Source organism: Hymenobacter sp. PAMC 26628, assembly GCF_001562275.1.
GTDB lineage: Bacteria > Bacteroidota > Bacteroidia > Cytophagales > Hymenobacteraceae > Hymenobacter.
The window spans coordinates 1,626,859-1,647,487 of record NZ_CP014304.1 but is presented as its reverse complement, the minus strand read 5'-3'; the positions used below and the strand labels follow the sequence as shown (position 1 = coordinate 1,647,487).

At 66.3% G+C, this 20,629-nt stretch carries 15 protein-coding genes and 1 riboswitch; of the genes, 9 read left to right on the top strand and 6 right to left on the bottom strand.

Features of this window, described 5'->3' with window-relative positions; translation table 11 throughout:
• Positions 1 to 59 precede the first annotated feature (59 nt).
• A complete protein-coding gene (locus AXW84_RS07335) occupies positions 60 to 944 on the bottom strand; it encodes a CPBP family intramembrane glutamic endopeptidase (RefSeq protein ID WP_068230747.1) in 885 nt (294 codons plus the stop codon).
• Between the two features lie 358 nt (positions 945 to 1,302).
• Between AXW84_RS07335 and AXW84_RS07330 the strand changes: the two genes are divergently transcribed.
• The 3 genes from AXW84_RS07330 to AXW84_RS07320 all read left to right on the top strand — a co-directional run bounded on the left by AXW84_RS07330 (position 1,303) and on the right by AXW84_RS07320 (position 3,334).
• Positions 1,303 to 1,731: a YsnF/AvaK domain-containing protein gene (locus AXW84_RS07330; protein ID WP_068230743.1), complete on the top strand. Its 429-nt coding sequence runs from the start codon at positions 1,303 to 1,305 to the stop codon at positions 1,729 to 1,731.
• 57 nt (positions 1,732 to 1,788) lie between these two features.
• A complete protein-coding gene (locus AXW84_RS07325) occupies positions 1,789 to 2,679 on the top strand; it encodes a YsnF/AvaK domain-containing protein (RefSeq protein ID WP_068230740.1) in 891 nt (296 codons plus the stop codon).
• A gap of 217 nt (positions 2,680 to 2,896) precedes the next feature.
• Positions 2,897 to 3,334 carry a hypothetical protein gene (locus AXW84_RS07320; RefSeq protein ID WP_068230737.1) on the top strand — a complete coding sequence of 146 codons (438 nt, stop codon included), beginning with the start codon at positions 2,897 to 2,899 and terminating at the stop codon, positions 3,332 to 3,334.
• Between the two features lie 76 nt (positions 3,335 to 3,410).
• Here AXW84_RS07320 and AXW84_RS07315 read toward each other — a convergent pair whose 3' ends face one another.
• Both AXW84_RS07315 and AXW84_RS07310 read right to left on the bottom strand, forming a co-directional pair.
• On the bottom strand, positions 3,411 to 4,874 hold the full coding sequence (locus tag AXW84_RS07315; protein ID WP_068239033.1) for an amino acid permease: 1,464 nt from the start codon (positions 4,872 to 4,874) through the stop codon (positions 3,411 to 3,413).
• A 252-nt stretch (positions 4,875 to 5,126) separates the two neighbouring features.
• Positions 5,127 to 5,220: riboswitch (SAM riboswitch) on the bottom strand.
• A gap of 58 nt (positions 5,221 to 5,278) precedes the next feature.
• The gene (locus AXW84_RS07310; protein WP_068230734.1) at positions 5,279 to 6,013 is read right to left on the bottom strand and encodes a GAF domain-containing protein; all 735 of its coding nucleotides are present in this window, start codon (positions 6,011 to 6,013) and stop codon (positions 5,279 to 5,281) included.
• A 111-nt stretch (positions 6,014 to 6,124) separates the two neighbouring features.
• Here AXW84_RS07310 and AXW84_RS07305 point away from each other — a divergent pair, with 111 nt between their 5' ends.
• The 4 genes from AXW84_RS07305 to AXW84_RS07290 all read left to right on the top strand — a co-directional run bounded on the left by AXW84_RS07305 (position 6,125) and on the right by AXW84_RS07290 (position 11,154).
• The gene (locus AXW84_RS07305) at positions 6,125 to 6,805 is read left to right on the top strand and encodes a response regulator transcription factor (RefSeq protein WP_068230729.1); all 681 of its coding nucleotides are present in this window, start codon (positions 6,125 to 6,127) and stop codon (positions 6,803 to 6,805) included.
• Positions 6,806 to 7,033: 228 nt separating this feature from the next.
• On the top strand, positions 7,034 to 8,440 hold the full coding sequence (locus tag AXW84_RS07300) for a HAMP domain-containing sensor histidine kinase (protein WP_068230727.1): 1,407 nt from the start codon (positions 7,034 to 7,036) through the stop codon (positions 8,438 to 8,440).
• A 137-nt stretch (positions 8,441 to 8,577) separates the two neighbouring features.
• Positions 8,578 to 10,233 (top strand): SulP family inorganic anion transporter, encoded by a 1,656-nt coding sequence (locus tag AXW84_RS07295; RefSeq protein WP_082773754.1) that lies wholly within the window; start codon positions 8,578 to 8,580, stop codon positions 10,231 to 10,233.
• Positions 10,234 to 10,413: 180 nt separating this feature from the next.
• The gene (locus AXW84_RS07290; RefSeq protein ID WP_068230724.1) at positions 10,414 to 11,154 is read left to right on the top strand and encodes a carbonic anhydrase; all 741 of its coding nucleotides are present in this window, start codon (positions 10,414 to 10,416) and stop codon (positions 11,152 to 11,154) included.
• 92 nt (positions 11,155 to 11,246) lie between these two features.
• On the opposite strand, the gene AXW84_RS07285 is transcribed toward AXW84_RS07290, so the two are convergent.
• Both AXW84_RS07285 and AXW84_RS07280 read right to left on the bottom strand, forming a co-directional pair.
• Positions 11,247 to 13,772, bottom strand: coding sequence for a M1 family aminopeptidase (locus AXW84_RS07285; protein ID WP_068230721.1), 2,526 nt, complete (start codon positions 13,770 to 13,772; stop codon positions 11,247 to 11,249).
• Positions 13,773 to 13,867: 95 nt separating this feature from the next.
• Entirely contained in the window at positions 13,868 to 15,046 is a 1,179-nt protein-coding gene (locus AXW84_RS07280; protein ID WP_068230718.1) for a hypothetical protein, read from the bottom strand.
• A 166-nt stretch (positions 15,047 to 15,212) separates the two neighbouring features.
• Here AXW84_RS07280 and AXW84_RS07275 point away from each other — a divergent pair, with 166 nt between their 5' ends.
• Positions 15,213 to 17,195, top strand: a complete 1,983-nt coding sequence (locus AXW84_RS07275; RefSeq protein ID WP_068230715.1) for a TonB-dependent receptor plug domain-containing protein — start codon at positions 15,213 to 15,215, stop codon at positions 17,193 to 17,195.
• Between the two features lie 204 nt (positions 17,196 to 17,399).
• Positions 17,400 to 17,822, top strand: a complete 423-nt coding sequence (locus AXW84_RS07270; RefSeq protein ID WP_068230711.1) for a hypothetical protein — start codon at positions 17,400 to 17,402, stop codon at positions 17,820 to 17,822.
• Between the two features lie 3 nt (positions 17,823 to 17,825).
• Here the strand turns inward: AXW84_RS07270 and uvrA are convergent, their stop codons facing one another.
• Complete coding sequence (gene uvrA, locus AXW84_RS07265) at positions 17,826 to 20,363, bottom strand: excinuclease ABC subunit UvrA (RefSeq protein WP_068239026.1); 2,538 nt, start codon at positions 20,361 to 20,363, stop codon at positions 17,826 to 17,828.
• Positions 20,364 to 20,629 lie beyond the last annotated feature (266 nt).

The following is a 20,629-nucleotide window of genomic DNA, read 5'->3' as shown; positions in this document are numbered from 1 at the left end:
AAGGTCGGTGCTTGGGCCCCCAGGCCCGGGCAGCGCCGGGGTTCGCCGCCGCGGGGGCCCTACGCGGCCGCCGCGTCCAGATTCACCGCCGTTGCCACTTCGCCGGTCAGTTTGCCCAGGGCCCAAACTGGGGGCGAGGTCGTGCGCTGCACCCACCACAGCACCGCGGCCACTATTAGCGCGCTTAGCCCCACAGCCCCCGCGTACACCCAGGCTGAGCCGAAGGCTTTCGGCAGCGGGTCGGTTTGCCAGGTTACGGGGCCCCAGCGCATCGCAATGAATGCCAGCGAATTATTGAGCGCGTGCATGGCCACGCACACGCACAGCGACCGGGTGCGGTAGTACAGCCAACCCAGCAATAGCCCCGAAAAAAAAGCGTGCGCACTTTGCGCCGGGTTGAAGTGCATCAGACTAAACAACAAGGCCGATTGCCCAATGGCCACCCAGGGCCGGCGGCTGCGCAGCAGGCCTTGCAGCACCACGCCCCGGCACAGCATTTCCTCCAGCACGGGCGCGGCTACGGCCATCCCCACCAAAGCGCTGGCCGGGTTTTTCATCATTTTTTGGAAAGCGCCGTGGGCCCAATTAGGTAAATGCAGGAAATCGAGCAGCGAGAGCACCACAATCGAGGCCAGCACCAGCGCCGGCAGCACCGCGTACAGGCCGGGCGGCGCCTGCCCTTGCGGCCGCAGCGGCAGCCAGCGCTTGCCCGCCCGCCAGCGTAATACCCCTAGCAGGGCCAGGTTGGGCACGGTTGCTAGCAAAACCGTTGCGCTACCCGGGGACGAGGCAAGCGCTTTTTCGACGCCCAAATAAAGCGGCACGCCAACCACCAGCGCTACCAACAGGTACCACCCCAAAATGCCCCAGCTCTCGGCCAGGGTGGGGTACGCCGGAGCGGGGCGTTTGGCAGGGACGGGCGTTTCGGATATGAGTAGTGCCATGCAAGGCGGCGGGCTGAAAGAGAAGGCTGGGCTTTTCGGCAATGCAGACTATCACGAGTTATGCTAAATAATATGCTAAATAAACTGAGCCGCTGATTAACTGAGCAGCGAAGCAACCAGTAAAAGTAACCGCGAAAAAGTCAGTTAGAACCCACCGGTGGGGCCCAAAGGAGAAGTAAAAGCAGCACCTTACCGACAACAAATAATTGATTTACAAAACCTAATGCCGCGCCCACCGGGGCCTATTGCCTGGGGCCTTAACATTTCGATAATATTATGAATGCCAGATGATTATAATATAATTCGGGCTTTTGCGCGTACTACTGAACCCTACTGTAGGCGCCGCGTACTAGCGCTTATGCAGCCCACCGATCCTACCAACGACCCGCTACCGCTCGACTCCGTGCCCTTAGTGGTGCCCGTGATTGAGGAGGTGGTCCGTCTGGAAAAACAAACGGTGGAAACGGGCCGCGTGGTCATCCGCAAGCACGTGCACACGGAAACTCAAACCGTCGACGTGCCTTTGCGCGAGGAACAAGTCAACGTGCAGCGCATTGCCGTGAACCGCTACGTAGACGAGGCTCCGGCCGTCCGCTACGAAGGCGAAACGATGATCCTGCCCGTATTACGGGAAGAAATTGTTATCACCAAGCGCCTGCTGCTGGTCGAAGAACTGCACGTGCGCACGCAGGTATTCAACACCCACACTCCCCAAACCGTGGAGCTGCGCCGCGAAGAAGTGCATTATGAGCGGGTGGCCTCCCCGCCCGCACCTCCGCAGCCCTAATCCTTGCATCGTTTTCACCATTTCCACTTTCCACCCCTTTCCCATTCCTTCTTTCCCATGGCACAAACAGTAGTAGGCTTATTCAACAGCGCTTCCGAAGCGCAGCAGGCCGTTCAGCAACTCACCAGCGCCGGCTTCGTGCGCGACAACGTAGACGTGGCCGCCCAGCAGCAGGGCGGCGCCAGCAGTGCCGGCAGCGGCCGCAACAACGACCCCTCGGATTACCAGAACGCCAGCGGCACGGCCACCGAAGGCGCCGTCGATGCCACGGCCCGCGTGGCCGGCAAGGCCGAGGACGGCATCGGCAACTTTTTTAGTAACCTGTTCGGGGGCGACGACAACGACGACGCCCGGGCATACACCGGGGTGGCCCGCAGCGGCAGCTCGGTGGTGACGGTGCACGCCGCCACGGCCGACGAAGCCGAGCGCGCCCGCGACATCCTCGACCAGTACGGGGCCATCGACGTGCACGAACAGGCCGCCGCCCAGGGCTATGCGGCAACCGGGTCCCAACAGGCCACCGGCGGCACCGCCGAGGGTACCCAGAAGCTGAACATCATCGAGGAGAACTTGCAAGTTGGCAAGCGCGTAGAGCAGACCGGCGGGGCCCGCATCCGCACCCGCATCATCGAACGCCCCGTGGAAGAAAGCGTGCGCCTGCGCGAAGAACACGTGAACGTGAACCGAACCGAAGTGAACCGCCCCGCGACCGAAGCCGATTTTGCGGCCTTCAAAGAAGGCGAAATCAGCGTGACGGAGCAAGCTGAGCGCGCCATTGTGGCCAAGGAAGCCCGCGTGGTGGGCGAAGTCAGCATTGACAAAACCGCCACGGAACGCGTGGAAACCATTCACGACACGGTGCGCAAAACCGATGTGGAGGTGGAAAACCTGGGCGGGGCCCGGACCGCTGCGGACAACGACCAGAACAACAGCACTGGCAAGTTATAAGCTGCTGCGTAAGGCCCCAGGGCCCCAGCAAAAACGGCTGCCAGAAATCTGGCAGCCGTTTTTGCTGGGGCTCGCGCTTTAACCGGTAAATGCCGGCATTGGCGGGCTGGGGAAATCAATTCGTCGGACTGGGCCCACTCCTCGGTGCCCGAGGCCGTACCTAGGTGCAGGCAAAGCAGGCCCGGCGTTTGCATTTTCCCTGGTTTGCTTTTTTATTATGTCCGACGTTGTTCTCATCGCCGAGCCCTACGGCTCCATGCTGTTTGCCCCCGAGGTGCCGTGCCTCATCGTGCAGTGGCACGGTTTCGCAAGGAGCGTCGAGTTGCGCTCCTTGCTGGACCGCGGCTTGGCGCTGTACGAAGCCAAAACCCGCCAGTGCAAGCCGCTGGGATGGCTGGCCGATACTCGCCAACTAGGCGCCGTGCGCGCCGAAACGCAGCAGTGGCTGAAGGACGACTGGAACCCGCGGGCCGCTGCCGCGGGCATCCGCCACGTAAGCTTAGTGGTACCCGAAACGGTGTTCGGGCAAATTTCGGTGGGCACGTATTCCGCCAATGCGGCCGCCGCCGAAGCCTACTGCCTCACCTCCAGCCAACACCACACGCTCGACGTTGCCAAAGCGTGGCTGCGCGAGCAGTTGCAGCAAAAGAAGTGAGCCCCCTGGGGCCCCCGCGCCGCCGAACAAGGCCGCGTGGGGCCCCTGGAAAAGGCAACGCGCGGCCCGGCGCCGGCTACTGCGAATCGGCGTCGCCGCGCTCCTGGGCCTGGCGCAGCTTGCTGTTTTTCTTGCCGTAGCCGAAGTAGATGGCTAGGCCGATGGCCAGCCACACGAACAGGCGCAGCCAGGTTTCCCAGGGCAGCGAGGCCATCATCACCAGGCACACCACGATGCCCAGGATGGGTACCACCGGCACCCACGGCGTGCGGAAGCTGCGGGGCGCGTCGGGGTTGGTGCGGCGCATAATCATCACGCCCAGGCACACCATCACGAAGGCCAGCAGCGTGCCGATGCTCGTCATTTCGCCCACCACGGAGATGGGCACGAAGCCCGCGAACACGGCAATGAACGAGCCCAGCAGCAGGCTCGACTGGAACGGCGTGTTGAACGTGGGGTGCAGCTTGGAGAACACCGGCGGCAGCAGCCCGTCGCGCGACATCGAGAAAAACACCCGCGACTGCCCCAGCAAATCGACCAGAATGACGGACGTGTAGCCAATGAGAATGGCCAGGATCACGGCCGAGCTGAGCCAGGCGTAGGGCGTTTTTTCGATGGCGATGGCCACCGGCGCGGCGCTGTTTTTGAACTCCGAGTAGTTGGCTAAGCCGGTGAGGACGTGGCCGAAGAGCACGAACAGCACCGTGCAAACGGCCAGCGAGCCGAGGATGCCGATGGGCATGTTGCGCTGCGGGTTCTTGGTTTCCTGGGCCATGGTGGCCACGATGTCGAAGCCGATGAAGACGAAGAAAATGACCCCCGCCCCGCGCAAAATGCCGCTTAGGCCAAACTCGCCGAACTTGCCGGTGTTGGCCGGGATGTAGGGCTGGTAGTTGGCAGGGTCGATGTACTTCCAGCCTAGGGCGATGAACACCAGCACCACGGCCACCTTCAGGGCCACCACCAGGGCGTTGAACCAGGCCGACCCTTTCGTGCCCCGCGTGACGATGGCCGTGATGGCCAGCACCACCAGCATGGCCGGCACGTTTACGTAGCCCGTCACGCTGGAGCCGTCGGCCAGCTTGGCCGACTCGAAGGGCGACATCACCAACTGGGCCGGCAGGTGCAGGCCGTACTTGCCCAGGAACTTGATGAGGTACTGCGACCAGCTGATGGCCACCGTGGCGGCCCCCACCGAGTATTCGAGCACCAGGTCCCAGCCGATAATCCAGGCGAACAGCTCGCCCATGGTGGCGTAGGAATAGGTGTAGGCCGAGCCCGACACGGGCACCAGCGCGGCAAACTCGGCGTAGCACAGCGCCGAAAAAGCGCAGCCCACGGCCGCCACCACGAAGGAGAGCGTGACGGCGGGCCCGGCGTTGTTGGCCGCCGCGATGCCGGTAAGCGAAAACAGGCCCGCGCCGATGATGACGCCGATGCCGATGGCAATGAGGCTGAAGCCGTTGAGGGTACGCTTGAGGGTATTGCCCCCGGTTTCGGCCGCTTCGCGCTGCAACAGGGCCAGTGATTTTTTCAGCATAACTAAAAACTCGGGGCCCAGCGCGGGCCGGGCGGTAAACAAGGGGACGGCCAGGGCCCCGGGGCCCCATCCAAACCACTCCCCACAAAAAAGAAAGATTAATGCAAGGCCAGCCCTGGGCCGGCCGGGGGCCCTACCCGGCGGCCCGGCACCCCGCGCGGCAACAACAGCCGACGGGTACGCGCATGGGGCGGCGGCCGGCTACGGCTGGCAAAAGGGGCAACAAAAGGGGTAGGTATAGCACGGCAGCGCGTTTTATAGAACCAGGCCTTGGCACCGGGCCCGCCAAAGGCGGGGGGTTGCCGGCGCGTCAACGAGCCTGTCTCTCGGCGCCTCTTTATAAAAACAACCCGCGGCGCACCGCAGCGTTGCCGGGCAAAGGTACGGCGGCGGGGGCCCCAGCGCTAGCGGTGCAGGTCGGCCAGGGTTTGGCGCAGCTCGGCGTGCAGCACGCGCACTACTTGGGTGGCCTCTTCGCGGCTGGAGCGGCGGTAGCCGAGAGCGGCCTCCGTGTCGGGCGTGGCTTCCCATTGCTGGAGCGAGGCCAGGGTGTCGATGCGGGTGAGCGACTGGTCGATGCGCGCGTCGACGCGCTGGCGCAGGGCGGCAGCCAGGTCGGGGTCTGTTTCCAGGGCCACGCGCAGGTCGAGCAGGGCCGTGGCCACGTCGCCGAGGCTAGCCAGCAGCACGCTTTCTTCGGCCGAAAACGTGCGCGGGGCGTGGTCCATCACGCACAGCGTGCCGATGGCAAAGCCGTCGGCCGAGCGCAGGGGCTGGCCGGCGTAGAACTGCAGGTCCAGCGCCGCCGCCGCGCCAGGGTTGGTGAGTTGGCAGGGGCGCACCAGCAGGTTTTCGTACACCGTCACGCCGTCTTGCAAAACGGCCACCGAACACAGGCTGTCGGGCCGCGCTACCCGCTCGAGGCCGGGTAGGCCCACGTTGCCGGCGAAGACGACTTCCTCGGCCTCCACCAGCGACACCAGGGCAACGGGCACGCCAAAAAGCTTGGCCACGATGCTCACCAGGTCGTTGAAGAGCTGCTGGCCGGGTACGCTCAGCACCTGGTACTGGCGCAGGGCCTTCAGGCGGTGGGGCTCGTAGGTGGGAATCAGGTCGGGGTACGCAGATAATTCAGCCATGTATTTTCGTCCGCAAACGCAAAGTCAATTCAAAAGTTCACCGTTAAGCTGAGCTTATGACCGGTCTTAAGCGGCCGGCACGTTCCTTTGGGGCCCCCATTTATCGATTCCATGCGCATTCTATTAGTCGAAGACGAACCTTCCGTGGCCGCGTTTCTGCACCAGGGCCTCAGCGAGCAGGGCTACACCGTGGACCTGGCCGCCGATGGCCTGCTGGGGCTGACCCGGGCGCAGGCCACGCGCTACGACTGCCTCATCCTCGACCAGTTGCTGCCCGGGCTGGGCGGGCTGGAGGTGTGCCGCCAGGTGCGGGCCCACGACGCGGGCGTGCCCATCCTGATACTGACGGCGCTGGGCGAAACGGACGATAAAATCCGGGGCCTCGACGCCGGGGCCGACGACTACCTCGTGAAGCCCTTCGCCTTTGAGGAGCTGCTGGCGCGCCTGCGGGCCCTGGTGCGCCGCCGCACCGAGGCCCCCGCCCCCGCCGCGCCCCTGCACCTGGCCGACCTCACCCTCGACCCCGCCGCCAAGCGCGTAACGCGCGCCGGCCAGGCCGTGCAACTCACGGCCCGCGAGTTTGCCCTGCTCGAATACCTACTGCGCCACCAAAACCGGGTGGTGGGCCGCGCCGACTTGCTGGAGCACGTTTGGGACCTGAGCTTCGACACCGGCTCGAACGTGGTGGACGTGTACATCAATTTCCTGCGCAAAAAAATCGACAAAGGCTTCGACACCAAGCTCATCCACACGCTGGTGGGCATGGGCTACATGATGAAAACCGAGGACTGATTTTTTAATGTGGGCGAATGTGGCGATGCGCGGAGTGTGGTTCTGTGAATGAAATCGGAATGCCAAAGGGCCGTCATGCAGCGCGCAGCGAAGCATCTTTCCCGCGCCAGTAATCCTGATTAGTTACGCGGGAAAGATGCTTCGCTGCGCGCTGCATGACGGCCTTTTGATCGGTTGGGGGCCCCATTTCCCACATCCTGCACATCCTGCACATTTAAAATCCCTGCCGTGTCCATTCGCCTGCGCTTGGCGCTCCAATTCGGGGCTATTCTGGCCGTTACGCTGCTGCTGTTTGCGCTGGTCATTTACGTGGCCACGCAGCAGTCGCGGCGCACGCTTTTTACCCAAAGTTTATTCAAGCGCACGCTGGTGGTGGGCCACGCCTACGCCGCCGGCCAGGAAGAAGCCGCCGACGCCGGCCACCGCGCCGCCTACCGCCGCTACTTGCAGCAACTCTACCGCACGCTGCCCGCCGAGGAAGGCCGGGTGTACGACGCCGCCGGCCGCCTGGTGTTCCGCGAGGGGCAGGGGCCCGGGCGCGCGGTGCCCGCCGCTTGGCTGGCCGAGGTGCGCCGCACCGGCCGCGCCGTGCTCGAGCCCGAAACCAACTACCACGAAACCGTGGGCCTGCTCTACCGCGACGCCCGCCTGGGGCCCCTGGTGGTGGTGGCCTCGTCGGTAGACGAGGACAGCCGCCAGCAGCTGGCCCAGCTGCGGCAGCTGCTGGCCGCGGGCCTGCTGGCGGCCCTGGCCGTGACGGGCCTCGGCGGGTGGGGCTTTGCCGGGCAGGCCCTCCGCCCGTTGCGGCGCATGGTGCGCGAAGTGGACGGCATCACGGCCACTGACCTGGGCCAGCGCCTGACGCCCGCCGCAGGCCGCGCCGACGAAATTGGCCGCCTGGCCCAGCGCTTCAACCGCCTGCTCGACCGGCTCGAATCGGCCTTTGCCGGGCAGCGCACCTTTGTGCGCGACGCCTCGCACGAGCTGCGCACGCCGCTCACGGCCCTCATCGGCGAGCTGGAGGTGGCTCTGCTGCAAGCCGAGCGGCCCCCGGCCGAGTACCGCCGCGTGCTGCAACGCACTCTCGACTCGGCCCGGCGCCTCAACGAGCTGACCAACGGCCTGCTGCAAATTGCCCGCGCCTCCGACGACCCCTCGCAGGTGCCCATGGCGGCCGTGCCCCTCGACGAGCTGCTACTGCTGGCCCATGAGCAGGTGCTGCGCCGCTACCCCACCTGCCGCGTCGATTTGGCCTTTGGCGACGCTGACGCGGCCGACGCCTTCGCCGTGCGCGGCAACGAGGCCCTGCTGCTGGCGGCCGTGCTGAACGTGCTCGACAACGCGTGCAAGTTTTCGGCCGGCGGAGGCACCGTTACGGCCACGCTGGCGCCGGGGCCCGCTCGCCTCACCCTGCTGGTGGCCGACGAGGGCCCCGGCCTGCACGCCGCCGATTTGGCGCAGGTGTTCGTGCCGTTCTTCCGGGCGGCGGCGGCGCGGGCCGTGCCGGGCCACGGCATCGGGCTGCCCCTCACGGCCCGCATCATGGCCCTGCACGGCGGCACCGTGCGCCTGGCCAGCGAGCCGGGCCAGGGCACCCAGGTGTGGCTGGAATGGCCCCTGGAAGCCCCAGCTTAGCCCTTTTTCTGCTTTTAATTTCCTTTTAACGTGGCTTTAACCCGGTCTTAATAGCCCCCCCGTACTCTTGTGGTGAGTTTTGCCCGCGCTCGGCAACCCCTTGTTTTTCGAGCAGCTGGCGGCGCTTCCGCAAGCACATGTCGCAAGTTGTTTCGTCGCCGGCCCGCACCGGCACCCCCATTACCCCCGCCGGGGGCCCCACGCCGCCCGTCGCTAAGCCGTCGCTGTTCGGCACCCTGGGGCAAGATGCGCCGGCCGGGTTGGTGGTGTTTCTGGTGGCGCTGCCGCTGTGCCTGGGCATTTCGCTGGCCTCCGGGGCCCCGCTGCTGGCGGGCCTGGTGTCGGGCATTGTGGGCGGGCTGCTGGTGAGCGTGCTCAGCGGCTCGGCGGTGAGCGTGAGCGGGCCGGCGGCGGGCCTCACGGTGATTATGCTGTCGGCCATTGCGACGCTGGGCTCGTGGCAGGCCGTGCTGGCGGCGACGGTCGTGGCGGGCGTTATTCAGCTGCTGCTGGGCGCGGCCCGGGCGGGCATCATCGCGCTGTACTTTCCGGCGGCCGTTATCCGGGGCATGCTGGCGGCCATCGGCATCATTTTGATTATGAAGCAGATCCCCCACTTCCTCGGGGCCGACACGGACTACTTTGAGGACATGGACTTTTTGCAGTTTAATGGCCTGAACACCTTCTCGTCCATTGCCGCGGCGGCCAAGGGGCTGAGCCCCGGCTCGGTGGTAGTGGGCGCGGTGTCGCTGGCACTGCTGCTGCTCTGGGATACGGCCCCCGTGCGCCGGCAGCCCTGGGCGCGGCTGGTGCCGGGGGCCCTGGTGGCGGTGCTGGTGGCCGTGGGCCTCAACCAGCTGCTGCGCGCGGTGGCCCCGGCCTGGCAGGTGCGCCCCGAGCACCTGGTGAAGCTGCCAGTGCTTTCGTCGCTCGGCCAGCTGGCAAGCGTGATGACCTTTCCCGACTTCAACGCCCTGCGCAACCCCGCGACCTACGGCGTGGCCTTCACCATCGCCGTCGTGGCCTCGCTCGAAACGCTGCTCAGCGTGGAGGCCGTGGACAACCTCGACCCCCAGAAGCGCCACACCCCCACCAACCGCGAGCTGATGGCCCAGGGGGCCGGCAACCTGGTGAGCGGCCTGCTGGGCGGGCTGCCCCTCACGGCGGTTATCGTGCGCTCATCCGCCAACATCGCGGCCGGCGCCCAAAGCAAGGTGTCGGCCTTTATCCACGGCATCCTGCTGCTGGTGAGCTTGTTGTTTCTGGGCTCGATCCTCAACCTGATTCCGCTGGCGGCGCTGGCGGCAGTGCTGCTGCTGGTGGGCTTCAAGCTGACCAAGCCGGCCCTGTACCGCACGCAGTGGCGCCTGGGCTGGGCGCAGTTTGGGCCGTTCATCATCACCATCGCGGCCGTGCTCTTCACCGATTTGCTCAAGGGCGTGAGCATCGGGCTGGTTATCGGCTTCTTCTTCATCCTGAAAGACAACGCCAAGGCCGGCTCCTACCTGCGGCGCGACCCGGCCACCAGCGGCGACGACCCAGCCGACGGCGAAGGGGCCGCCCCGCTGCACCTGCGCCTGCCCGAGCACGTCTCGTTCCTCAACAAGGCCAGCATCGTGACGACGCTGGAGCAGTTGCCCACCGGCAGCCGCGTGGTGCTCGACGGCACCCGCTCCGACGTCATCGACCACGACGTGCTGGAAGCCATCGAGGCCTTCCGGCAGGCGGCCCCGGCGCGCGGCATCGAGCTGGAGCTGCGCGGCATCCGCCGCGTAGCGCTGGCCGGGCACTAGGGGCCCAAGGGCCATTTCACGCAATCTTTTTCCGGCGGGCATTTCCGCTTTACCTTCGGCGGGGCGCCGCGGTACGCAGCCCCCTCCTTCACCGGAAAGCCGGCCGGTGGGGCCCCGGCCCGCTGCTCTGTTGGGGCGGCGGGGGCCCCACTGGTTGGTTTTTCGTCAATACCTTTTTTTATGGCTGGCATCAGCGAAATTCTCGAAAACAACAAAAAGTGGGTGTCGAGCCGCAACGCGGAAGACCCCGAATTTTTCCAGCGCCTGGCCAACGGCCAGAAGCCCAAATACTTGTTCATTGGCTGTTCTGACTCGCGCGTACCCGCTTCGGGCATCACGGGCACGGGCCCCGGCGAAATGTTCGTGCACCGCAACATCGCTAACCTGGTGGTGCATTCCGACATGAACCTGCTGAGCGTGCTGCAATACGCCGTGGAAGTGCTCGGCGTGCAAGACATTTTGGTGGTGGGCCATTACGGCTGCGGCGGCGTGGCCGCGGCGGCCGCCAACAAGCAGTACGGCCTGATCGACAACTGGCTGGTGAACATCCGCGACGTGATCCGGCTGCACGAAACCGAGTACTTACGCGTCACGGACGAAACCGAGCGCCTGCGCCGGCTGGTGGAGTTGAACGTGATTGAGCAGGTGCGCAACCTGGCCAAAACCAACATTATCCAGAATGCCATGCGCGGCGACAACCCGCCCCGCCTGCACGGCTTGGTATACGACATCGCCGACGGTGTGCTGAAGGACTTGGAAGTGGACGGCGAGGACGTAATGACCGATATGGAGCACATCTACGCAACCGAAGCGTTGCCCCAAAGCCAAGACGACGCCAATGCTTACGGGGGCCCCCAGCACAACCCCACCGAGCTGGCCCAAGCGGAAGCCGAATCTGTGGCGCAGGGCCAAGCTACCTAGCCGCGCCGGGCGCTTCGGCTCCACGAAAAAGGGACCACCGGCCGCGGCCAGTGGTCCCTTTTTCGTACCGGCTTTTGCCGTGCGGCGGGGCCCTATTTGGCCTGCTGAATTTCCTGCACAGCGCGTTCCAGCGTCTGGCGGTTTTCGGACACGCCGGCGCTGGCTGACTTCTGGACGGGCTCGCTTTGCAGCAGGCCGATGATGGCCTGGTCGGCCCCCTGCGACTTGTACTGAATGCCAATGGCCTTGAGGCGGTCCACGTCTTCGGCGAACAGCTTGGGGTCGCTCAGGCGGGGCAGCATGGCGGCCATGCCTTCCAGCAAGCTGGCCTTGCCCGAAATGGGGGCCGCGTCGAATTTGTCGCGGATGAAGGGCCACTGAGCGGGGCCCCCGGCCACGGCGTAGGTAGTGGCCACGGCCCGGACGAGGGCGGCGTGGTCGTCGTTTTCCAGGGCTTGGGCTTTGGCCAGGGCCTGCTGAGGCGCTACTTCGGCCAGGCCTTGCAGCGCCGCGCCCTGCACGCCGTACGAGCGGCTCTCGGCCAAGTACTTAGTAAACGTGGCCGCGTCGCGCTTTTCCTTCAGGTGGCCCAGGGCCCCCAGGATTTCCAGCTGCACGTTGGGGTCTTTTTCGGTGGCCAGCAGCTTGCGCAGGGCAGGCGCGGCGGCCTTGGCCACGGCTTTGTTTTCCAAATCCAGGCTTTGCACGGCGGCCCGGCGCAGGTTGTAAAACTTATCGTTGAGGGCGGCCAGCAACAGGGCGCGGGCGGCGGGCTCCTGGGCCTGGGCGTCTTTGGCAGCGGCCACGGCCTCGCGGCGGTCCACGTACAGGGGGGCGTGGGCGTACTGGTAGGCGAAGGCGCTGAACGGCTTGTTGTCCTTCTTCAGCCACACGAGCTTCTTCTCGGCGTCCACGTTCACCAGGGCGGGCTGGGCGGCCAAAGGCATTTCAAACGTCTGGCTGGCCTGCGTCATCAGCACGCGCTGGCGCTGGGCCTTGCCGTTCACGTAGTAGTCGATGGCGAACGGCAGGCGGAACGGGGCCCCGTCCTGGGTTTGCTTCACGGTGACCAGCTCCGTTTTGCGGGCCGCGTCCCAGGCGTAGTCGATGGTGACGACCGGGTGGCCGGCCCCGAAGTACCACTGGTTGTAGAACCAGTTCAGGTCCTGGCCCGACACGGCTTCCATGGCCAGGCGCATCTGGTGGGCCTCACCGTTGCCCAGGGCGTTGTCCTTCAGGTATTTCTGCAAGCCGGCAAAGAATACGTCGTCGCCGAGGTAAGTGCGCAGCATGTCCACCACGGCCCCGCCCTTCTGGTAGGTCACCAGGTCAAACATCTCCTCCTTGTCGCCGTAGTGGAAGCGCACGAGGTCCTTAGCCGCGTCGGCGGGGTTGGCCAGGTAGCGGCGCAGGTTGGTGTAGTTGTGGTAGTCGGCGGCCTCGCGGCCGTACTTGTGCTCGGCGTAGAGTCCCTCCGAAAAGTCGGCCATCGACTCGTTCACGGTCAGGTTGCTCCAGCTTTCGCAGGTAACGTAGTCGCCAAACCACTGGTGAAACAGCTCGTGGGCAATCACCGATTCTTCCTGGTACTCGCGGTCAATGAGTTCGCGGTCGGTCATTTGCACCTGCTCGCCGTGCAGCGTAGCGGTGGTGTTTTCCATGGCCCCGCTCACGTAGTCGCGGCACACAATTTGGGCGTACTTGTTCCACGGAAACTCCACGCCCAGGCGGGTCGAGAAAAACTCCAGCATGTCGGGCGTGTTCCCGAAAATCTGCTTGGCGAAGGGTGCGTACTTGGGTTCGAGGTAATAGTTCACCTCCTTGCCGCGCCAGGTGTCTTTGTAGATTTTGAAGTCGCCCACCGCCATCATGAACAGGTAAGGCGCGTGGGGCATATCCATTTTCCAGGTGTCGGTGCGCAGGCCAGGGCCCGCGGGCGTTTGGCTCACCAGCTGGCCGTTGCTGAGCGTCACGTACTTACTGGGCACGGTCATGGCAATTTCCTCGGTCGACTTCTGGTTGGGCCGGTCGATGGTCGGGAACCAGGCCGACGAGCCTTCCGTCTCGCCCTGCGTCCAGACTTGCACCGGTTTGCCCTTGGTCGTGCTGTCGGGGTTGATGAAGTACAGGCCCTTGGCGTCGGTGATGGCAGCCGAGCCCTTCACCTTCAGCTCGTTGGGCTTGGCTATGTAGTCGAGGTACACGGTGTAGGCCTCGCCGGGCTTGAAGCTGCGGCCCAGGCTGATGTAGAGGTTGTTCTGGTCGGTGTAGGTGAACTTGAGCGGCGTTTGCTGGGTGCCGCTCATCAGGGCCACGGCCTTGATGTCCATGCCTTTGGCGTCGAGCCGCAGCGAGTCGGTAGCGTAGCCGTGGGGCTTGAGCGTGACCCACGCCTGGCCGTAGAGGTAGCGCTTGGCGTAGTCAAATTTCACGGCCAGCTTGGTGTGCACCAGGTCGTTAATCTTAGTGGCCGAGGCGCGGTAGGGCCCCACGGGGTCGGGGGCGGCGTCGCGCAGGGGCAGCGGCGGGGCGGGTGGGGCCGGCGGCGGGGTGGGCGTTTGGCCCAGGGCGGGGCCGGCCAGCAGGCCCAACAGGCCCAGCGTGGAAGCGTATTTCATAAGGGGGAAGCGGGGGTAGGGAGTCAGGGCCCAAAGATGCAGGATTCGGGCCGGCCGTTGCGCGGCGGGGGCCCCCGGAGCCGCGGCCGGGCGGGCTACCCGCCCGCCAGCACCTGCCGCGCCCGCTTGCGCATACCGGCCTCGAACGAAGCCCGGGAAACGCCGACCTGCCGCTTCACTTCCGGGTCTTTCAGTTCCTGCCGGGCCGCTGCGGGCAGCAGGGGGGCGAATTTTTCCAGCCCCCCCGCGCCGTGCGCGAAGCCACTGACGGCGCGGTAGTAGCCCACCTGCCCGCGGATTTTTTTGCAGCCGGCCAGCAGCGCGGCCAGCACTTCCGCCCGCTCCTCCGGGGCCAGGGCCGGGTGGGTGGCAATCAACGCCCCCCAAGCATCAAGAAAGGGGCCCAGCGGCAGCAGGAAATCCGGCGAGCGGCGCAGGCAGCGCACCTCGCGCAACGGGTAGTGCCGGTGGCCCTCGGCCGCGAGCAGGTTTTTGTAGAGCCGCGCCGCCACCTGAAACGCGCCGCCGTAGGGCGCGGCGTTGTCGTGCGCGAGGCGGCCAAAGCGGGCTCGGTAGGGCTCATACGCCGGGCCCGGGGCCCAGGACGCGAGGCCCTGGTCCGTGTCGCCGCAGTTGTGGGTCAGGCTCATGGCCAGCTTCAGCACGTCGATTTCCTGGCCGGGCCGCTGCCGCGCGAAGTCGAATTCGTGGACTTCGCGCCGCAGCTCCGCGTCGATGGTTTCGGCGGCGAGCCGGGCGTATTCGGCGTCGTCGTGCCGCACGAACGCGCCCAGCGCCCCGGCCAGCACCCCCAGCAGCTCGCCGTCGTGCCCGCTGACGGGCCCCACGCCGGCCAGCGCCGTGGTGCGGGTGGAGATGCGCGCGAGGTCCCAGGTTTGCGCGTGGCGCACGAGGGCGAACATGCGCCGCCGGCTGGCGGCGGGCAGGCGCTCCTGCCAGAGGCCCCCGCGGATTTTGCCGTCCACGTCGGTGGGCACGAACGTGGCCACCGTGGCGTGGTGGGCGGCCAGGCAGAGCGCGAAGTAGTCTTCAAGCTCCTCGGCCGTGGGCGCGGGCGTGGCGGGCAGCGCGTCGGCCGCCCGTAGGATGTCGAGCCAGCCGTAGGGGTGCCCGCCCAGGTCGATGAGCCGGCCCCGGGCTCTGGGCCCGGGAAAGCCGAACGCGGGGTCGAACAGAAAAGGGGCCGTGTTGCGCACCTGGCCGAGCAGGTTGGCGGGGCCGATGGTGCCGTTGAATTGGGCGAATTGGGTCATGGAAGCAGCAGGGGGCGAAGCGGCCAGGGGTTGATGGCCGGATTTTGGGCAGGGCTTATACGCAGCCTCTTCGCGGCGCGGGCAGCCGGGGCCCAAAGGAGGGCCCAGCGGAGGGCCCAGCGAACCCGGGGTCCCTAGCTTTGCGGCCGTAATCTCACGCCCAACCATGCTTTCTATACGCGCCACCGCTACGCTTCTCGGCAGTTTATTCACCCTCAGCGCCCTGGCCCAGACGGCCCCGGCCGACAGCGCCCGCGCCCTGCGCGAGGTGACGGTGTACGGCTCGCGCCTGGGCCAGTCGGCGGGCCAAACGGGCCGGGCCGTAACGGTTGTCCCCGGCAGCCGGCTGAACGAATACCCGGTGCTTTCGCTTGATGATTTGCTGCGCGTGCTGCCGGCGCTGGAGGTGCAGAGCCGCGGCAGCTTCGGGGCCCAGGCCGACGTGACGATGCGCGGCTCGACCTTCACGCAGGTACTGCTGCTGCTGGACGGCATGCGGCTGAACGACCCGCTCACGGGCCATTTTGCGGGCTACCTGCCCATCAGCCCGGCCGAGATTGAGCAGATTGAGATTGTGCGGGGCCCCGGCGCGGCCCTGTACGGGCCCGACGCGGTGGGCGGCTTCATCAACATCGTCACCAAAACCTTCGCCGCCACCCACCGGCCCGACGGCACCCAGCTGGCCGCCACGTTCCAGTCGGGCGAGTACGGGTTGAAGAGCACCAACCTGGGCTTTTACGGCCAGGAAAAGGGCCTGCGCCTGGCCGGGGGCCTGCTGAACAACACCGCCAGCGGCCAGCTGCTCGACGCGCCCGGCGGGGGCCGCAACGACGTCAAGCTCAACACCTACTCGCTGTCGGGGGCCTACGACATCACCCCAAAGCTTAGCGCCGCCGCCCGCGCCAGCTTCGACCGGCGCGACTTCAACGCCCAGAACTACTACACCACCAACCTCGGCGACCGGGCCCGCGAAACCTTCACCCGCGACTGGTACCAGGGCCAACTGCGCTACGAGTGGAGCACCAAGGCCCGCACCGAATTGCAAATCGTGGGCACCTCCAGCACGGATTACTACGTGTATACACCCACGTCGGTGCCCAGCGACCACCTCATGCACTACCTCAACGTGCAGGGCCAGCACCAACTGCAAATCAGCCCCAAGCTGCGGGCCACGCTGGGCGGCCAGGCCGACCGCCGCGCCGTGCAGAGCAACGACCGCGGCGACCACGCCGTGTGGCACACGGGGGCCTTCGCCGTGGCCGCCCTCGCCCCCACCCCCGGCCTGAACGTGACGGGGGCCCTGCGCCTCGACCACGACCAGGCCTACGGCACCGAGCTGGTGCCGCAGCTCAACGCCAGCCAGCAGCTGGGCGAGCACCTGACCGTGCGCGGGGCCCTGGGCAAGGCCATCCGGGCGGCGAATTTCACGGAGCAGTACAATTCCAACGTGCGGCCGGGCATTACGCCCGCCGGCTTCAACGTGGGCGACCCGAACCTGGCGGCCGAGCGCACCTTCAACTACGAAGGCGGCCTGGACTACCAGCCCACGCCGGCGCTGCTGGTGCGCGCCACCTACTTCCACCGCGACGGCCGCAACCTGATTGACTACGTGGCCCAGTCTGGGGCCCAGGTAATTGCCGCCACCGGCCTCGCCAACCTCAACCCCAACAGCAGCTACCGCTTCGCCCAAAACCTGTTCGACGTGACCACCCAGGGCGTGGAAACCGAGGTGCAGGCCCAGGCGCAACTCGCGGCCGGCCTGCGCCTCAACGGCAACCTGGGCTACACCTACGTGAACCTCGACAACCGGAGCGGCGTGGAATCGCAGTACCTCTCCAACGTGGCGCGCCACCTCGCCACGGGGGCCCTGAGCCTGACCCACCGCCGGGCCAACTTTGCGTTCAGCGGCGTTTTCAAGCAGCGCGCCGCCCAGCAAACCGACCCGGCCAGCACCACGGCCCTGCCCAGCGTGCTCACGCCCACCTACGCCGTGTTCAACGTCCGCCTCGAGGTGGCGCTGCTGCCCGGCCGCCTCTGGGTGCTGGGCCAAGTCCAGAACCTGTTCGACGCCCGCTACGCCGACCTGCTGGGGGCCCAGATGCCCCGTCGCTGGAGCATGCTGGGGGCCCGGCTGGCCTTGGGGAAATAGCACATTTAGGAGTTGCCTCAGGTGCTGGGGCCCCAAACCAAAAGTCACGAGTAAAGGACTTTTAGTTTGGGGCCCCAGTACTTTTTGCGTACTGAATCACAGAATTTTAAACACCCAAAATCAAGACATTTGGGTAATTTATCTTCGCATTGTTGAAGCGCAGTTGGTGTCGTATTTCGTGGCGTCAACTTTTTCATTTCTCCTATGCGTTGCTATTTACTTCTTTTGGTGTTGTTGCTTGCTGGCAGTACAGCCTTTGCCCAGGCCCGCCCGCCCGTTTCCCGGCCCGATTCCGCGGTTGCTGGGGCCCTGGCACCGGCCGCGCCTGACACACTGGCGGCCATCCACAAGCTGTTTGCCACGCGGCGACGGCAGCAAACGTTTGGGGCCCTGGGCATTGTGGCGGCGGCAGTAGCGGGTATCGCCATCGAGCAGCTCTCTTCCGACACCGACAAAAACCTTAACGCGTTGGGCACCGGGGTTCTGGCCGTCCCGGTGCTGGCAGTCGAGTTGTTTGCTTTCGATGCATTCAACCGCAAGCACGAGCGGCAAGCGGCGAATGACTTCAAAGCGCACAAGCCAGATAAGTGGTTGAGGCGCAAGCTAAAATCCAGGTTTTTTCACTGAAACTTACCCCGCCAGGAACCGCCGCAGGTACGGCGCAATCCGGCTCGCCGGGGCCCCCGCCACCTCGGCCGGGGACGCGGCAATGACCACGTGGCCGCCCTCGTCGCCGGCCCCGGGGCCGATGTCGATGAGCCAGTCGGCGGCGGCCACCACCCGCATTTCGTGCTCGACTACTACGACCGTGTTGCCGTCTTCGACCAGGGCATTCAGTTGGAGGAGCAGGCGCTCCACATCGGACGGGTGCAGGCCGGTGGTGGGCTCGTCGAGCACGTAGAGGGTGTGGCCGCGGGCGGGGCGCTGCAGCTCGGTGGCGAGCTTGACGCGCTGGGCCTCGCCGCCGCTTAGCTCGGTGGCGGGCTGGCCCAGGCGCAGGTAGCCCAGGCCCACGTCGCGCAACACGGCGAGGGGCCGGCGCACGGCGGGCTCGGCGGCGAAGAAGGCCCAGGCGTCGTCCACGGTCAGGGCCAGCAAGTCGGCGATGCTCTTATCCTGGTACTTGATTTCCAGGGTTTTTTCGTTGTAGCGGGCCCCGTGGCACACCGGGCAGGGCGCGTACACGCTGGGCAGAAACAGCAGCTCCACCATCACGAAGCCTTCGCCCTGGCAGTTTTCGCAGCGCCCCTTGGCCACGTTAAACGAGAACCGGCCGGCGTCGTAGCGCCGCTGCCGGGCCGCCGGGGTGCTGGCAAACAGCTGCCGCACCGGGTCGAACAAGCCCGTGTAGGTGGCCAGATTCGAGCGCGGCGTGCGGCCGATGGGGCGTTGGTCGACCTGCACCAGCCGGCGGATGCCGGCCAGGCCGCTGGCCAGGTGGCCGCCGGTGGCCTCGGACGCGGTGCGCTCCAGGGGGTCGCCTTCCTCGTCTTCGGCGGGCAGGGCCTGGCCGAGCTGGGCGGCCACCAGCTCCACCAGCACCTGGCTCACGAGGCTCGACTTGCCCGAGCCCGACACGCCCGTGACGGCCGTGAACACGCCCAGCGGAATATCAACGTCCAGGTTGTTAAGGTTATGGCGCGTGACACCGCGCAGTTGCAGCCAGCCGACGGCGGGGCGCGGGGCGGGCAGCGCGGGCTTGGCGGCGTCGAACAGGTAGCGGCGGGTTTGCGATTCGGCCACGGCGGCCAGGCCAGCGGGCGGGCCGCTGTAGAGGATGCGCCCGCCCAGGGCCCCGGCCTGGGGCCCCACGTCCACGAGCCAGTCGGCCTGGCGCACCACGTCGAGGTTGTGCTCGACCACGAACAGTGAGTTGCCCGCTTTTTTCAGGCCGGCCAGGGCCGTGAGCAGGGCCTCGGTATCGGCCGGGTGCAGGCCGGCGGAAGGCTCGTCGAGCACGTACACCACCCCGAACAGGTTGGAATACAGCTGCGTAGCCAGCCGCAGCCGTTGCAGCTCGCCGGGCGAAAGCGTGGGCGTGCCGCGCTCCAGCGACAGGTAGCCCAGGCCCAAATCGAGCAGCACGGCCAGGCGGGCCACCAGGTCGGCAGCGATGCGCTGGGTGACGATGGCCTTCTCCGGCGCGGCGGCTTCGGCCTTTTTGCTCAGCACTTTACTGTCGGCGTAGGGCCCCAGCACCTCGGCCAGGCGCTTGAGGGGCAGGCGCGAGAAATCGGCGATGTCGAGCCCGGCGAAGGTCACGGCCAGGGCTTCCCGGCGCAGACGCTTGCCGTGGCAGGTGGGGCACTCCTGGCTGCGCATGTACTGGGCCACGCGCTTCTTCATCAGGGCGCTTTGGGTGGTGGCGAAGGTGTGCAGCACGTGCCGCTTCACGCCCGTGAAGGTGCCCATGTAGTTGGGCGGCTCCTTGCGTTTCAGGGCCCGCTGCGTCTGCTCGGGCGAGTAGCCGGGGTACACGGGCACCACCGGCTGCTGGTCGGTGAATAGGATCCAGTCGCGGTCTTTTTGGGGCAGCTCCTGCCAGGGCGTGTCCACGTCGTAGCCCAAGGTCACCAGAATATCGCGCTGGTTTTGGCCGCCCCAGGCCTGGGGCCAGGCCGCAATGGCCCGCTCGCGGATGGTGAGCGTGGGGTCGGGCACCATCGTCTGCTCCGTCACTTCGTACACGCGGCCCAGGCCGTGGCAGGTGGGGCAAGCGCCCTCGGGCGTATTGGGCGAAAATCCCTCGGCGTACACAATACCCTGGCCCTGAGGGTAATCGCCAGCCCGCGAGTACAGCATCCGCAGCAGGTTGGCGAGCGTCGTGACCGAGCCCACCGACGAGCGGGTGCTGGGGGCCCCGCGCTGCTGCTGCAAGGCCACGGCCGGCGGCAGCCCATCGATGCGGTCCACCTCGGGCACCGCCATCTGGTGGAACAGGCGCCGCGCGTAGGGCGACACCGACTCCAGGTACCGCCGCTGGGCCTCGGCGTAGAGCGTGCCAAACGCCAGGCTCGATTTACCCGACCCCGACACGCCGGTGAACACCACCAGCGCGTCGCGCGGGATGTCCACGTCCACGTTTTGCAGGTTGTGCTCGCGGGCGCCGCGCACGGTCACGAAGCCGGCAAGCGGCTCATTAGTAGTTTTTTGGAAAGCGTCGGCCATGAAAAACAAAGCGAAAAGGTGCCACCGGGTAGTGGCGGCGCGACCTTCCCATACGCAGCCGGGGCCCCAGCATCTGGGTTCAGGGCCCTACCTTTTGGCGCCCGGGGCCCCAGCGCGGCTTACGGTGGCGCTTAAAACCGCTGGTTTATTTCCGAATAAAAACGCACAAAAAAGGCCGTCATGCGGCGCTTGTCGAAGCATGACGGCCTGTTATCCATGCAAACGGCCGCGGCGGGAATTGCTCCCACCGCGGCCGTTCAATGATT

Bases quoted from the DNA above. Each gene is read 5' to 3' on its own strand.
- AXW84_RS07305 (WP_068230729.1), top strand. From the start codon at position 6,125: ATGCGCATTCTATTAGTCGAAGACGAACCTTCCGTGGCCGCGTTTCTG.
- AXW84_RS07295 (WP_082773754.1), top strand. From the start codon at position 8,578: ATGTCGCAAGTTGTTTCGTCGCCGGCCCGCACCGGCACCCCCATTACC.
- AXW84_RS07330 (WP_068230743.1), top strand. From the start codon at position 1,303: ATGCAGCCCACCGATCCTACCAACGACCCGCTACCGCTCGACTCCGTG.
- AXW84_RS07315 (WP_068239033.1), bottom strand. From the start codon at position 4,874: ATGCTGAAAAAATCACTGGCCCTGTTGCAGCGCGAAGCGGCCGAAACC.
- AXW84_RS07320 (WP_068230737.1), top strand. From the start codon at position 2,897: ATGTCCGACGTTGTTCTCATCGCCGAGCCCTACGGCTCCATGCTGTTT.
- AXW84_RS07285 (WP_068230721.1), bottom strand. From the start codon at position 13,772: ATGAAATACGCTTCCACGCTGGGCCTGTTGGGCCTGCTGGCCGGCCCC.
- AXW84_RS07270 (WP_068230711.1), top strand. From the start codon at position 17,400: ATGCGTTGCTATTTACTTCTTTTGGTGTTGTTGCTTGCTGGCAGTACA.
- AXW84_RS07275 (WP_068230715.1), top strand. From the start codon at position 15,213: ATGCTTTCTATACGCGCCACCGCTACGCTTCTCGGCAGTTTATTCACC.
- AXW84_RS07290 (WP_068230724.1), top strand. From the start codon at position 10,414: ATGGCTGGCATCAGCGAAATTCTCGAAAACAACAAAAAGTGGGTGTCG.
- AXW84_RS07280 (WP_068230718.1), bottom strand. From the start codon at position 15,046: ATGACCCAATTCGCCCAATTCAACGGCACCATCGGCCCCGCCAACCTG.
- uvrA (WP_068239026.1), bottom strand. From the start codon at position 20,363: ATGGCCGACGCTTTCCAAAAAACTACTAATGAGCCGCTTGCCGGCTTC.
- AXW84_RS07335 (WP_068230747.1), bottom strand. From the start codon at position 944: ATGGCACTACTCATATCCGAAACGCCCGTCCCTGCCAAACGCCCCGCT.
- AXW84_RS07310 (WP_068230734.1), bottom strand. From the start codon at position 6,013: ATGGCTGAATTATCTGCGTACCCCGACCTGATTCCCACCTACGAGCCC.
- AXW84_RS07325 (WP_068230740.1), top strand. From the start codon at position 1,789: ATGGCACAAACAGTAGTAGGCTTATTCAACAGCGCTTCCGAAGCGCAG.